Genomic DNA, 13,093 nt, shown 5'->3' with positions numbered 1-13,093 from the left:
TGTCCACAAGCACCACTCGCGACGACCGGAAGCGTCGGCCCCGTCCCGTAAGCTGGTAACCGGGGGCCGGAGGCCGCCCCTCCCACGTTCACCCCGTTCTCACCTCCCCCGTGCGACCCTGCAACGGACCACACACAGGGGAGGACAAGACACGGTGACGGCCTGGCGAGTAGGCGTGGCCATGCTGGTCGCCGCGGCGGCGGTCGCCTCCTGCACGGCTGGTCCGTCGGTCCGGCCGGAGATCGTCACCAACGACGGGCCGGACGTCTCGACCACCCAGTCGGTGCCGCCCAGTGAGCTCCCGTCGCTCGAGGAAGCCGACAACGACATCCAGTGGCGCACGTGCTCCGGTGAGATCCGTGACGCCCTGGCCGCCCAGCAGCTCCCCGGCTGGCTGCCCATCGACTGCGGCCGCGTCAACGGCGTCCTCGACTCCCCCTACGCGCCCGACCGCGGCACGGCCCGCATCCAGTTGCTCAAGGCCGGTGACGGGCCCGTGCCGATCGCGGTGGTCAACGACGTCGACGGGCTGCCCGGCACGATCTACGCGGCCCGGCTCGCGGCGTCGCTCCCGCAGGAGTTCTTCGACGAGTTCCAGCTCATCGGCATGGACCGGCGCGGGACCGGCAACTCCGGCGCCCTGAACTGCCTCCCCCATGAGATCCGGCGCGACATGATCGAGCCTGATCCGGCCGCGCTGGACGTCCATGCCTGGTTCGAGGCCGCGCAGACCGCCGGGCAGCAGTGCTCGATCGCCCTGGAACGCCAGCTTCCCGCCATCGACACCTGGCGCACCGCCGCCGACCTGGACGCGCTGCGGACCGGTCTCGGCGTGTCCCGGCTGAACGCGATCGGCCACGGTGAGGGGTCACGCGTGGTGAGCATGTTCGCCGACCGGTTCCCCGACCGGGTGGGGAGGCTCGTCCTCGACGGGGTCCCCGACCCCGCCGTCGACGCGCAGCTGGCCCTCGAGGGTGTGGCGAAGGGTGGCGAGGCGGCATGGGACGCGTTCGTCGCCGACTGCGTCGCACGTCGCTGTGAGCTCGGCACCGACCCCGAGCGCACCTTCCTGGAGCTGCTGGGCAAGCTGCGCGACAACTCCCTCGACAGTGACGCGCTGGACATCACCGCCGGCGCGGCCATGCACGCCGTCATGATCGGGCTGTCCGACCGCAGGACGTGGCCCGCGCTGAGCACGGCGCTCGCGGCCGCGAACAACGGCGACGGCAGCGGTCTGCGGGCCATGCTGGCCCCGGTCGTGCTCGGCAGCGAGGTCCAGGCAGCGTCGCTCGACGGCGCGCTGGTCACGATCTGCAACGACATGAAGACCCGGTTGTCGCCCGGTCAGGTGGAGACAGCCGGGAAGAAGTGGCAGGACCTGTACCCGCTCTTCGGCCCGCTCGCCGCGCAGCGCCTCGCGTTCTGCGGCCCGTGGACCGTGCCCGACCACCCGCTGCCGACGCCGACCGGCCGTGGCGCGCCACCGATTCTCGTCATCGGCACCGCGAACGACGCCGTCACCCCGGGCGAAGGCGCTCAGCGCGCCGCCCAGCAGCTCGACTCCGGCGTCTTCCTCTCCTGGGAAGGCGCGGGGCACGGCGCGCTCGGCTTCTCACCGTGCGCCACGACGGCGGCCATCGGCTTCCTGGCCGACGGCGCGATTCCACGCAACGGAACCGTCTGCCCGCCGTGATCACACGTTAGGGTGACCATGTGCGACGCGTCGGGATGCTGCTGCTGGTCATGGTGTCGTTCCTGTTCGGGGCTCCGGCCGGGGCCACACCGGCGCCACCGCCGGTCACGCTGCGGGTGCTGAGCTACAACATCCACACGGGCATCGGCACGGACGGCGTCCTGGACCTGGCACGCACGGCGGCCGCGATCCGCGGCACCGGCGCGGACGTCGTGGCGCTGCAGGAGGTCGACGTGCACTGGGCCGCACGCAGCGACTTCCGCGACCAGGCACGCGACCTCGCCGACATGCTGGGGATGCGGGCGTTCTTCGCCCCGATCTACGACCTGGACCCGCTCACGCCGGGCGCGCCTCGACGGCGGTACGGGGTGGCCGTGCTCAGCCGTTTCCCCGTACTGCACACCGAGAACCACGAGATCACCCGGCTGTCCACACAGGATCCCGACCCGGCGCCCAGGCCCATGCCGGGGTTCGCGGAGGCCGTCGTGCTGGTGCGCGGCGTGCCGGTCCACGTGTACTCGACGCACCTCGACTACCGCCCGGACCCGACCGTGCGGGAGATGCAGGTGGCCGACATGCTGCGGATCATGTCCGACGACCGCGGCCCGCGGCTGCTGCTCGGCGACTTCAACGCCCCGCACGAGGCGCCCGCGCTCGCGCCACTGTGGACGGTCCTGACCGACGCGGCACCCGGCGGCGGCACGTATCCAGCACAGGCGCCGACGACGGCGATCGACTTCGTGACCGTGTCGGACGAGGTGCGGGTGCGATCGGCGAGCGTGCCGGAGACACTCGCCTCCGACCACCGCCCGGTCCTGGCGGAACTGTCGGTGCCGCGCTAGTCCGCGCTAGTCCTCGGTCTCGCGCACCCGGTACTCGCAGCCGTACTCGACGGCATAGCAGAGATCGTAGTGGTGCACGATCTTGGGACCCTCGTGCAGGTGCACGTGTGTCACGGTGTCGCGTGGCTGTTCCGGCAGCTCGGGGAGCGTGTCGACGCGCCCGTCGAGCGGCCCGCCCACGTAGCGCACGACGTACGGCTTCGTCACGTTGACCTCCCTCCGGCTTCCGTCCCCTCGATGCTTCCTTGCGATCCGGCCGAAAGCAACCAGTGCACCGCGAAACATGAAACCGAGCACACGTTCACCGCATTGGATGTCGCGGTGCAGTAACGGTTTCGACAAAGATGACGACACGAGGGCAGCACACCGCAGGTGAGGAGCCGCGCTCATGACGACGTCGGACCACCGCTGGCCGGTGTGGCCGTGGCTGGTGCTGACCGTCGCGGGCGTCGTCGTGACCGTCGTCGCGGCGATCGTCGGCACCACGACCGGTGTGAACGACGCCGCGGAGCCCGCACCCGTGACGGTCACCGTCACGGCGACGCAGTTCCAGGCCAGCACCGTCAAGGTGACGGTCACCGTTCCCCCGCCGCCGGAGGTTCCGGCCACGGCACTGCTCGACGGCATCCACACCGTCGGCGTCGAGGTGCAGCCCGGCGTCTACCAGACCACCGGCCCGAGCGGCACCAACGCGGGCGGCTGCTACTGGACGAGGTCCGACGGCGCAGGCGGCGTCATCGAGAACGGCGTGATCACCGGCCCCGGCACCCTCACGATCCGGCTCAACGAACTGGTGGAGACCGCGGGCTGCCAGCCTTGGCAGAAAGTCGGCTAATCGGGTCGCGCTCGGCTCGGTTGCACGCGTTTCGGCTCGCCCGCCATCTTCGGATACTCCGGCGGGTACGGCATGTCGCCCTCACCGGCTGCCTCGTCGCGGGCCACCAGCTCCATCAGCGGCTCCAGTGAGAACGCCTGCGTGGCCACGCCCGCGTGCAGGTCACCGACCTGGGCGAACCGGTCCGGCATCGTCAGCACCGTGAAGTCCGCCGGCATGACGTCGGGCAGCTCGTCCCACGTCACGGGCGCGGACACCTGCGCCTTCGGCGTCGGCCGGACCGAGTACACGCAGGCGATGGTCCGGTCGCGCGCCATCTGGTTGAAGTCGACGAAGATGCGTTCGCCGCGCTCCTCCTTCCACCAGCTCATCGTCACGTCGTCGGGCATGCGGCGGGCCAGCTCACGGCCCAGCGCGATCACCGCCCGCCGGGCCTCGACGAAGGTCCACCTCGGCTCGATCGGCACGTAGACGTGCAGGCCACGACCGCCGGACGTCTTCGGGAAGCCCTCCATGCCGAGCTCCGTGAGCAGCGCACGCAGTTCCCCGGCGACCCGCACGGCGTCGCGGAAGTCGGTGCCCGGCTGCGGATCCAGGTCGATCCGCAGCTGGTCGGGGTGGTCGACCTCGGGCCGCCGCACCGGCCAGGGGTGGAACGTCAACGTGCCCAGGTTGACGGCCCACACGACCACCGCGAGCGTCGTCGGGCACACCTCGTCGGCGGGACGACCACTCGGAAAGGTGATCCTGGCCGTCTCCACGAACGGCGGTGCGCCCTTCGGCACCCGCTTCTGGTAGAACGCGTCGCCACGGTTGTCGGCCCTGGTGGAGAGCTTCGCACCCTCGAACACGCCACCCGGCCAGCGCTCCAGCGTGGTGGGCCGGTCGCGCAGCGCGCCGAGGATACCGTCGCCCACCGACAGGAAGTACCGAACGACGTCGGACTTCGTGATCCCCAGTTCGGCGAAGTAGGGCTTGTCCGGACTCGACACGCGCACCGCGTGCCCGTCCACCTCGAACTCCATCGCATCGGCCACCGCCCAAGCCTACGGTCTGCGAAACAGGCTTCGCCTGGTCAAGTAGCGTTGTCATGGTGAAGATGGACCTGACCCCCGCCAGGGGAACCCGTGATCTGCTGCCCTCGGCCGTCGCCGTGCGTGACCATGTGCTGGCGCGGATCACGGAGGTCTACCGCCGCTACGGCTACCAGCGCATCGAGACCCCGGCGCTGGAGAACATCGAGCGCCTCCAGGGCGGCCAGGGCGGCGAGAACCAGAAGCTGATCTACCAGGTGCTGCGCCGCGGCCTCGAGCCGACGGTCGCCGATGGCACCCCGCTCGCCGACCTCGTCGACCTCGGGCTGCGTTTCGACCTGACCGTGCCGCTGTCGCGCTTCTACGGCGCCAACCGGGCAACGCTCCCGCAGCCGTTCCGGTCGTTCCAGTTCGGGCCGGTGTGGCGGGCCGAGCGGCCCGCCAAGGGCCGCTACCGGCAGTTCTACCAGTGCGACATCGACATGCTCGGCGAGCCGAGCGTGCTGGCCGAGGTGGAGCTGATCGAGGCGACGTCGGCGGCACTGGCGGCGGCCGGGCTCTCCGGCACGACCGTGCGGCTCTCCGACCGCCGGTTCCTGTCCGCGCTCGCCGAGCAGTCCGGGGTGCCCGCCGAGGGCTGGGACCGCCTGTTCATCACGCTCGACAAGCTCGACAAGATCGGCTGGGAGGGCGTGCGCACGGAGCTGACCGACCGCCTCGGCATCGACGAGACGACCGTGGGCAGGCTGCAGGAGACCATCACCGGCCTGCAGGGTCTGGACGCCGCGAAGCTCGCCGACCAGCTGGCCACGACGCTGCCCGCCCTCGGCGACGACGTGCTGGCCGACCTGACGACCACCGTCGACGGCCTGGCCGCCCTACCCGACCTGACCTGGGAGTTCGACCCGACGCTGGTGCGTGGCATGGGCTACTACACGGGCCAGATCTTCGAGGTCACGCACCCGGCGTCCGGCGGCTCGGTGGCGGGTGGCGGGCGCTACGACCGCCTCATCGGCCGTTTCCTGGGCACCGACGTGCCCGCGTGCGGCTTCTCGATCGGGTTCGAGCGGATCGTGGACCTGCTCGCCAGCGCCCCGGCCCGCGAGACCGTCGCGGTGCTGTACGAGTCGGGCACGCCGATCCCGCGAGTCCTGTCGGTCGCCCGCGAGCTGCGGGCAGGCGGCCGCGCGGTGTCGCCGGTGCGCCGGTCGGGCAAGTTCGGGGCCCAGCTCACCCGGCTGGAGGAGTGGGGTTTCACGTCGTTCGTGCACGTCAAGGCGGACGAGACGGGCGAGGAGCGCGCCCTCGGGGACAAGGCGAGGTAGAGAGGTTACGGTGGGATCATGGCGGCCACCGCGTACCCGGACGACCCGGAGAAGAGGCGGACGGCTCAGTTCGAGGACGAGTTGATCGGCCTCGATCCCAACGACCCCGAGGCGCAGGCGTTCGCCGAGCACCTCGAGCGCCAGCAGCGGGTGCGGCCGAGCTACACCGTTGAGGGCTACCTGTCGGACGTCGGTGACTTCGCCGACTCCGCCAACCGCCTCGGCGGCCACTACAAGCTGATGGCCGTCATCCTCGTGCTGCTCATCCTGCTCGGTGTGACGATCACCGCGTGGGACGCGCTCGTCTTCGTGGTCACCACGTTGTTCTAGCGACGCGTAGTTTGGACGGTATGGAAACCGAGCAGCAGCCGCATGTGGTGAAGTCGGAGCAGGAGTGGCGTGCCCAGCTCACGCCGGAGGAGTTCGCGGTGCTGCGCCAGGCGGGCACCGAACGCCCGTGGACCGGCGAGTACACCGACACCAAGACCACCGGCGTGTACGAGTGCCGGGCCTGCGGCGCGGAACTCTTCCGCAGCGACACCAAGTTCGACTCGCATTGCGGTTGGCCATCGTTCTATGCCGCACGAACTTCGGACGCGGTGATCCTACGAGAGGACCGCAGCCTCGGCATGGTGAGGATCGAAGTGACCTGCGCCACGTGCCACAGCCACCTGGGTCACGTGTTCGAGGGCGAGGGCTACGACACCCCCACCGACCAGCGCTACTGCATCAACTCGATCTCCCTGCGACTGGTCCCCGACGAGGGTTAAGCCCAGCCAACCGTCCTTGCCCGCTGCGGCCATGCCCCTCGGCCGCAGCGGATCTGCAGCGCAACGCCTAGATCGATACACATCGTGTCTCGACGACGATGCTCCCATCGAGCGTCACGACGCCAAACCCAAGATCGGCCTTCCTACGCCGGTCGATCTTGATCACATCATCGTCGAGCCGAAGACTCCCACCTCAAACCCGGTAAAGACCCGCGCGGAAGCGCTCGCGCCAGCAACGTTCAACCGCCCACGCCGAGCCGTGTCGCCGACGACCGCGGACACCTGGAGCCGCCAAGGCGACCGCCGCAAAGTTACCCCATCACTGATTGTATGAGGGCGGCCAGTTCGGGGTCGACTTCTTCGACAATGGCGAGGTATTTTGGCTCCTGAAGATTATAGAACACGTAGTCCACTAGCATTTCTCGTGTTGCGTCCTGGTCTGGATGGTCGGCAAGATATCCCTCTCGGACCACTTGGAACTGCCGCGCTACCTGATCCCTGGTTCGGGGGTAGTCGTCCAATGTCGGGCACATAAGCGGACGCCACAACGCATCTGTGACGATGTCGCCGACCAACAACATCAACTCGCTACGCGCATTCATCGCGTGTTCCAACTCGGAGGTAATAAGTTTGGCCAATAACGGACGGGCCTCAGGTAGACGCATCCACATAAGGTCACCGAGCCTACCGAGACTCCAGGTCATGGGCACATCCGAAGTCGGCGCGGTGGCCTCGGGGAATGCCGCGTCCAGGGGGCTATCGCGGCGCACCGGAAAAGAGTTCCCGCCGGCTGACTCGACTCGTCTCCACTCCTCGACCATGGGGAAATGATACGGGTACCGGTCGAACATCTCACGCACACATCCGCATTGGGCCATCGCGAGATACTCGCGTCCGATTCCAGTCACGTCGGACAGGTCGAATATAGCATTCCCGAACCCACTGTTTCCGCGCTTACACGATTTGTCCTCCACACAGTCGCTCGTTTCCTACGCACGCGGGGCCAATCCCACCACCCGTCCCGGCTGGCGTGGGTTTGATCGCTCCCGCACACGCGGCGCTGATCCCCTCGACAGGCTCGATGAGATCGGATCTGCCCGCCTCCATGCGCACGCGGGCAGATCCGATCTCGTCGAGCCACCGTCACATGACTACTCGCATTGCGGTTGGCCGTCGTTCTTCAGCCCCCTCGCGGGTGAGGCGATCATCGAACGCGAGGACCGGACGCTCGGCATGGTCCGCGTCGAGGTCCTGTGCGCCAACTGCCACTCCCATCTGGGCCACGTGTTCGAGGGCGAGGGCTACGACACCCCCACCGACCAGCGCTACTGCATCAACTCGATCTCACTGCGCCTGGTCCCCGACGAGGGCTGACTATCCGTCGCAGAGCTTCGCACGTAGCACCCGCCGTGCCCGGGACACGACTGGTGCCGGTGACGGTGCGGCGGTCAGACGGGAAGTGCCGGGTCCGCGCTCCGCCTGGGTCGCCCGGTGCTCGGGGCCAGGGACTGCAGGGTAATGGCGGCGTTCTGCGAATTCTGCACGCTGTCCGCGTTCATCCAGACGGTTTGGGTGCCGTCACCCTGGATGTTGACCTGGAGCCGCTCGTTCTGCGTGGGCTGGATCGTGTACATCTTGTTCTTCTCCGCCGCACCGACGGCGAAGACGTTTTCCTTCGGGTCGGCGACACACTTCACGACGATGACCTGTGCCGTCATCTCGGTGAACTGGACGACGATGAACTGGTCCACGTCGCTCTCGATCGTCAGGTCGTACCAGTGCGTGGCGGGCACGTCGTAGTACCGGGTCAGTCGCTGGAACGGCTGCGGCTGGCCGTTGGCGGGTAGCTGCAAATTGTTGATGCCGCTGGTGTTCACGGGCATTTTCACACTGCACACGAAAGCCTGGATGGTGGCACCCGGATTGCCTTTGACAATCGAGGCGGAGACGGAGTTCGTGTCGTCGCCGGAGACCAGCAGGACCGACGCGAGACCCTGGTTCGCGGTGGTTCCGTGGACGGGAACCGGCTTCGGGGGTTGACTGTTGCTCCAGGTCACCTCGACGGTTGTGGTGGCGTCGTTTTCCGCTGCGTTGTAGAAGAAGAAGCCGTAGAGCTGTCCCTCGTTCAACTCGCCCGCGGCCGCGGTGTCACCCTCGGCAAGGGTGATGAGCCGTCCGTCGCTCCAGTTGATGGTGGTCATGTTGAAGCCTTTCTCGACGTCATGGATTTTCCCCAACGCTCAGCCAGCATGAACCCCAGGAAAAGATTTCGAAAGGCTTGGAAACTTCTTCAGTCGACCGCGCAGACGTTTCACCCTCGCGAGAAGGAGCCGGTGCACGAGCTGTCGCCAGGTTGCATTATCAATCTCTCGAGCGACGAAATTAGTCACTCGATTGGATACGCGTCACCTACGGAGCGCCTGACAATCGTGTGCCGGGGCCGCCGTGGTCGTCACCCGGCGGCCCGATGGCCGGCACAGTCAGCGGCACTCCGGAGTTTCAGCCTGCGAAGGTGGCGAGCTCCCAGTGGTGCCCGTCCAGGTCGGCGAAGGTGCGCACGTACATGAACCCGTGGTCCTGCGGCGGCTTCGGCTCGGAGCCGCCCAGTGCCAGTGCCTTGTCCGCCACCTCGTCGACCTCGGCGCGGCTCGCGACGTTCAGGGCGAAGATCGCGCCGGTGGTCTTGCGGGTGTCGGCGATGTCCTTGTCGATGAACTCACGGAAGTGGGTCTCGGACATCAGCATCGCGTTGACGGCGTCGTTGAGGACCATGCACGCCGACTGGTCGCCGGAGTACTGCTCGTTGGCCGTGTAGCCGAGGCCGGTGTAGAACGCCCGCGCGGCGGCGACGTCGGCGACCGGCAGGTTCACGAAGATGCTCGTCATGGCGTGCTCCCAAACTCTGGTGCGAGGCTCTCTGCCTCGGCTCTCACCCCCAGGTCGAACGGGACGGCACGCCGATCGACACGGCCGCGAACCTTCTCCAGGATTTTTTTCCGGGACCTCCTCACGCGTGCAGTGCGGCCTTCGGCCCCAGGTAGAGACCGCCGTTGACGTCGAGCACCTGCCCGGTCACCCACCTGCTGTCCGACGAGGAGAAGAACGCGACCGCGTCGGCGATGTCCACCGGGACTCCGACCCGGCCGAGAGCGACGATGTCCGCGACGCCGTCCGCCGCGCCGGGCAGGTCGTCCAGCCAGGCGTTCATGTCGCTGCGGGTGATGCCCTGCGAGATCGTGTTCACGGTGATCCCCCTGTCCCCCAACGTGTTCGTGAGCGAGCGGCCGAGCACGTTCAGCGCGCCCTTCGTCATCGCGTAGACCGCCTCGGGAATGGCGAACCAGGTGCCCCCCGACGAGACGTTCACGATCCGGGCGCCGTCGGCGAGCAGCGGCAACGCCTTCTGGATGATGAAGAACGGCGCGCGCACGTTCACCCGAACACCCGGTCGAACTCGTCCTCGGACGCGTCGGTCCTCGGCCCGAACACCGCGGCGTTGTTGACGAGCACGTCGAGACCCCGCCCGGCGAGCCCGTCTGTGAGCCTGCCGACCAGCAGGTCGACACCATCGGGCCGGGCCAGGTCCGCCTCCACCGGGAACGCGTGGCCGCCTGCCGCCTCGATGGCGGCGACGGTGTCCAGCGCGGCGGCCTTGTTGGTGCCGTAGTGCACCGCCACCAGCGCCGTCCTCGGCCAGCCGTTCGGCGACGGCACGACCGGACAGCTCGACGTGGCCCGGCCCGAGGAGCTCGCCGACCAGCTGTCGATCATCTGGGAAGGCACCAACAGCACAGCACAGGCCATGGGCGCCGACGGCCCACCGACCGCCACCCGCGCACTGGTGACCGCGGTCCTCGACCACCACACCCGACGCTGACGGACCGCGTCGAACGCACCTGGGTTCAGCGCGACCCGCGTGGCGGCTCAGACCGTCCAGCGGGAGACGTGCAGGTCCCGGCTCGACGGCGAGGTGGACCGGAGCGCGGCTTGCCGGAGCAGGCCGACGACGGTGTCGGCCTGGTGGGCGGTCAGCGTGAAGGGCAGCCGGAGCCACCGGTCCGCGGTCCCGTCCACGGTGAACCGGGGCCCCGGGGTGAGACGAAGCCCGAGGTCGAGCGCCACCGACGCGATGCGCGTCGCGCTGGGGTGGGGCAGTTCTACCCACAGCGCCATGCCGGCTCTCGGGGAGGACCAGCGCCAGTCCGGCAGCCGGTCGCGCAGGGCCTGCTCCAGGGCGGCGCGGGAGCGGCGCAGGTGGTCTCGGCGTTCGGCGAGGATGGCGTCGGCGTCGGCGAGGAGCCGAACCGCGACCAGCTGGTCCAGGACCGGACTGCCGAGGTCGGCGGAGGCACGCTCCTGCGCCAGCCGGGCGAGGAGCTCCGGGTCGGCACGTACCCAGCCGATGCGCAGCCCCGCCCAGAACGCCTTGTTCATCGAGCCGAGGGTGACGACGTCCTGGCGCAGGACGGCGCACGGCGTTGGCGCGGGGCCGTCCAGCACCAGATCGGCGAACGTCTCGTCGACCGCGACGACCGCGTCCCGCAGGCCGCCGAGCACCTGTTCGCGGGCCGCTTCGTCGGCGACCCGTCCGGTGGGGTTCTGTCCGTCCGGGGTGAGGTGGGCCAGCGGCACACCCGCGGCGGGGCGGTCCCAACCGGTGGCCGTGACCGGGAGGGCGACCGGGTGCAGGTGGTGGGCGCGCACGGCGTCGAGAACGGCCGGGTACGTGGGTTGTTCCACCAGCACCGGAGCACCTGGGCGGCTCAGCGCGCGCAGCAGGAGGTTCCAGCCCTGCAGGACACCGCTGGTCACGAGGATCTGCTCGGCGTCGGTCGCGAGGCCCCGGCCGGTGAGGTGCCTGGCCACCGCCGCTCTCAGCGCGGGCAGGCCGAACGGGTGCAGACCGTGGCCGGCGAGCTGCGCCGAGAGGTCCGCCGCGGCCGCCCGCGCCGCGCCGGGCAGTTGGCCGGGCGCGGGCAGTGCGGCCACCGTGAGATCGAGGACCTCGCGAGGTTCTCCCGGCCGGCTGTCCGGTCGTTGGGCGGGTGTCGTCGGCAGGCTGATCCGGCTGCCCGCGCCGTGCGCGCTGCGCAGGTAGCGCTCCTGCCGCAGGACGTTGTACGCGGCGCTCACCGTCGTCCGGTTCACGTTCAGGGCCGCGGCCAGGGCGCGCTCCGACGGCAGCCGCGTGCCGACCGGCAGCCGGCCGTCGAGTGCGAGGCCGCGGACCCCGGCGGAAACGGCGACGTAGACGGGAACACCACTGCCCAGCCACGGCTCCAGCAGCGTCGCCAGCCGGTCCGGGCCCATCCGGCCAACACCTCCAACTTGGCTGTGTTCAGAGCCAGCCAAGTTTGTCACAGTGGGGTACGTGCTGATCTCACCGGACCGTCGCGAAGTACTCGAACTCACGCGTGAGCTCCTCCGGGTGGACACGGTGAACCCGCCGGGCAACGAACTGGCGGCCGCGGAAGTGGCTCTGGCGTACGGAAAACGCTTCGGGCTCGACGGGCACCTGTCCCCTCTCGACGACGGCCGCGCCAACCTGCACCTGGTGCTCCCGGGCACGGGTGCACGGGCTCCGCTCATGTACTGCGGGCACTTCGACACCGTGCCGCTGGGCTCCTCGCCATGGACCCGGCCGCCCCACGCCGCGGAGGTGGACGACGACGGCGTGCTGTGGGGCCGCGGAGCCGTCGACATGAAGGGCGGCCTCGCCGCCATGATCGTCGGCATGGCCACCCTCGCCCGTGCGGGCGCGGCACTGCCCGGAGACGTGCACTTCCTCGGCACCGTTGGCGAAGAGGTCGACTGCGCGGGCGCACGCGCCGCTCTGGACGCCGGTGCGATGGCGGGCGTCGCGAACCTGGTGATCGCCGAACCGACGGACCTGGACCTCGTGGTCGCCCACAAGGGGGCGCTGTTCCTGGAGTTCACGACGTATGGCCGGGCCGCGCACGGCGCCATGCCCGACCAGGGCGTCAACGCCATCACGCACATGATGTGCCTGCTGGCACGCCTGGGCACGCTCGACGCCGAACTGCCGGCGCACACGCTGCTCGGCGGCGCCACGCTCAACGTCGGCACGATCGAAGGCGGCTCGGTCGTGAACATCGTTCCCGACCAGTGCACCGCCCGCGTGGACGTGCGGACGGTGCCCGGCATCGAACACCCGGCCCTGGTGGCCCGCGTCGAGCGACTGCTCGACGAACTCGGCGCCACCCATGCGGGCTTCCGGGCGCGCATGACGGTCACGGGTGACTACCCGGCCGTCGGCACGTCCCTCGACGAACCCCTCGTGCGGGCCGCCACCGGAGTGCTCGACACCGTGCTGGGCCGGCCCGCCGCGGTCCGTGGCGTGAGCTACTTCTCGGACGGTTCCATCCTGCAACCAGCCACCGGAGTACCCACCCTCCTGTGCGGCCCGGGCGACCCGAACCTCGCGCACCAGACGGACGAGCGCGTCGACGTGCTCGCGCTGGAGCGGGCCGCCGAGTTCTTCACGTCGCTGCCCGCGGTACTGGCCGATTGAGGATCTCCACAGTCGACAAACTGTGGATCTCCACAGCAAAACCTTGTGGTCAACATCATTTC

The 13,093-nt window shown here is 69.3% G+C and carries 14 protein-coding genes and 2 pseudogenes; 9 read left to right on the top strand and 7 right to left on the bottom strand.

What is annotated here, in order from left to right:
• Positions 1-154 precede the first annotated feature (154 nt).
• Together ACIBVP_RS13090 and ACIBVP_RS13085 are read left to right on the top strand one after the other, a co-directional pair.
• Positions 155-1,693, top strand: coding sequence for an alpha/beta hydrolase (locus tag ACIBVP_RS13090; protein ID WP_396106288.1), 1,539 nt, complete (start codon positions 155-157; stop codon positions 1,691-1,693).
• 20 nt (positions 1,694-1,713) lie between these two features.
• Complete coding sequence (locus ACIBVP_RS13085; protein WP_396106287.1) at positions 1,714-2,535, top strand: endonuclease/exonuclease/phosphatase family protein; 822 nt, start codon at positions 1,714-1,716, stop codon at positions 2,533-2,535.
• A 6-nt stretch (positions 2,536-2,541) separates the two neighbouring features.
• Here ACIBVP_RS13085 and ACIBVP_RS13080 read toward each other — a convergent pair whose 3' ends face one another.
• Positions 2,542-2,742, bottom strand: a complete 201-nt coding sequence (locus ACIBVP_RS13080; protein ID WP_396106286.1) for a hypothetical protein — start codon at positions 2,740-2,742, stop codon at positions 2,542-2,544.
• A gap of 181 nt (positions 2,743-2,923) precedes the next feature.
• On the opposite strand from ACIBVP_RS13080, the gene ACIBVP_RS13075 reads away from it, so the two are divergent.
• The gene (locus ACIBVP_RS13075; RefSeq protein WP_396106285.1) at positions 2,924-3,370 is read left to right on the top strand and encodes a hypothetical protein; all 447 of its coding nucleotides are present in this window, start codon (positions 2,924-2,926) and stop codon (positions 3,368-3,370) included.
• Here the strand turns inward: ACIBVP_RS13075 and ligD are convergent.
• Positions 3,367-4,395, bottom strand: coding sequence for a non-homologous end-joining DNA ligase (gene ligD, locus ACIBVP_RS13070; RefSeq protein ID WP_396106425.1), 1,029 nt, complete (start codon positions 4,393-4,395; stop codon positions 3,367-3,369). The two genes, ACIBVP_RS13075 and ligD, sit on opposite strands and share 4 nt — an antisense overlap.
• A 65-nt stretch (positions 4,396-4,460) precedes the next feature.
• On the opposite strand from ligD, the gene hisS reads away from it, so the two are divergent.
• From hisS to msrB, 3 genes are read left to right on the top strand one after another with little or no spacing between them, the layout of a single operon-like run.
• Positions 4,461-5,729 (top strand): histidine--tRNA ligase, encoded by a 1,269-nt coding sequence (gene hisS / locus ACIBVP_RS13065; RefSeq protein ID WP_396106284.1) that lies wholly within the window; start codon positions 4,461-4,463, stop codon positions 5,727-5,729.
• A gap of 18 nt (positions 5,730-5,747) precedes the next feature.
• Positions 5,748-6,059 (top strand): hypothetical protein, encoded by a 312-nt coding sequence (locus ACIBVP_RS13060; RefSeq protein WP_396106283.1) that lies wholly within the window; start codon positions 5,748-5,750, stop codon positions 6,057-6,059.
• A gap of 20 nt (positions 6,060-6,079) precedes the next feature.
• Positions 6,080-6,499, top strand: coding sequence for a peptide-methionine (R)-S-oxide reductase MsrB (gene msrB / locus ACIBVP_RS13055; RefSeq protein WP_396106282.1), 420 nt, complete (start codon positions 6,080-6,082; stop codon positions 6,497-6,499).
• 311 nt (positions 6,500-6,810) lie between these two features.
• On the opposite strand, the gene ACIBVP_RS13050 is transcribed toward msrB, so the two are convergent.
• Entirely contained in the window at positions 6,811-7,320 is a 510-nt protein-coding gene (locus ACIBVP_RS13050; RefSeq protein ID WP_396106281.1) for a hypothetical protein, read from the bottom strand.
• Positions 7,321-7,654: 334 nt separating this feature from the next.
• Here ACIBVP_RS13050 and ACIBVP_RS13045 point away from each other — a divergent pair.
• Positions 7,655-7,873: pseudogene (locus ACIBVP_RS13045) on the top strand (peptide-methionine (R)-S-oxide reductase); the annotation flags it as partial.
• Between the two features lie 74 nt (positions 7,874-7,947).
• On the opposite strand, the gene ACIBVP_RS13040 reads toward ACIBVP_RS13045, so the two are convergent.
• From ACIBVP_RS13040 to ACIBVP_RS13030, 3 genes and pseudogenes are all read right to left on the bottom strand, one after another.
• Positions 7,948-8,700, bottom strand: coding sequence for a hypothetical protein (locus ACIBVP_RS13040; RefSeq protein WP_396106280.1), 753 nt, complete (start codon positions 8,698-8,700; stop codon positions 7,948-7,950).
• Between the two features lie 298 nt (positions 8,701-8,998).
• A complete protein-coding gene (locus ACIBVP_RS13035; RefSeq protein ID WP_396106279.1) occupies positions 8,999-9,385 on the bottom strand; it encodes a VOC family protein in 387 nt (128 codons plus the stop codon).
• Positions 9,386-9,506: 121 nt separating this feature from the next.
• Positions 9,507-10,270: pseudogene (locus tag ACIBVP_RS13030) on the bottom strand (SDR family NAD(P)-dependent oxidoreductase).
• Between ACIBVP_RS13030 and ACIBVP_RS13025 the strand changes: the two are divergent.
• The gene (locus ACIBVP_RS13025; RefSeq protein WP_396106434.1) at positions 10,230-10,376 is read left to right on the top strand and encodes a hypothetical protein; all 147 of its coding nucleotides are present in this window, start codon (positions 10,230-10,232) and stop codon (positions 10,374-10,376) included. The pseudogene ACIBVP_RS13030 and the gene ACIBVP_RS13025 overlap by 41 nt on opposite strands.
• Positions 10,377-10,423: 47 nt before the next feature.
• On the opposite strand, the gene ACIBVP_RS13020 is transcribed toward ACIBVP_RS13025, so the two are convergent.
• Positions 10,424-11,809, bottom strand: coding sequence for a PLP-dependent aminotransferase family protein (locus tag ACIBVP_RS13020; protein WP_396106278.1), 1,386 nt, complete (start codon positions 11,807-11,809; stop codon positions 10,424-10,426).
• A 61-nt stretch (positions 11,810-11,870) separates the two neighbouring features.
• On the opposite strand from ACIBVP_RS13020, the gene ACIBVP_RS13015 reads away from it, so the two are divergent.
• On the top strand, positions 11,871-13,031 hold the full coding sequence (locus ACIBVP_RS13015; protein ID WP_396106277.1) for a M20 family metallopeptidase: 1,161 nt from the start codon (positions 11,871-11,873) through the stop codon (positions 13,029-13,031).
• Positions 13,032-13,093 lie beyond the last annotated feature (62 nt).

Source organism: Actinophytocola sp. NPDC049390 (genome assembly GCF_044466355.1).
In the GTDB taxonomy this organism is placed as follows: domain Bacteria; phylum Actinomycetota; class Actinomycetes; order Mycobacteriales; family Pseudonocardiaceae; genus Actinophytocola.
This window is presented reverse-complemented; position numbering and strand designations above follow the sequence as displayed.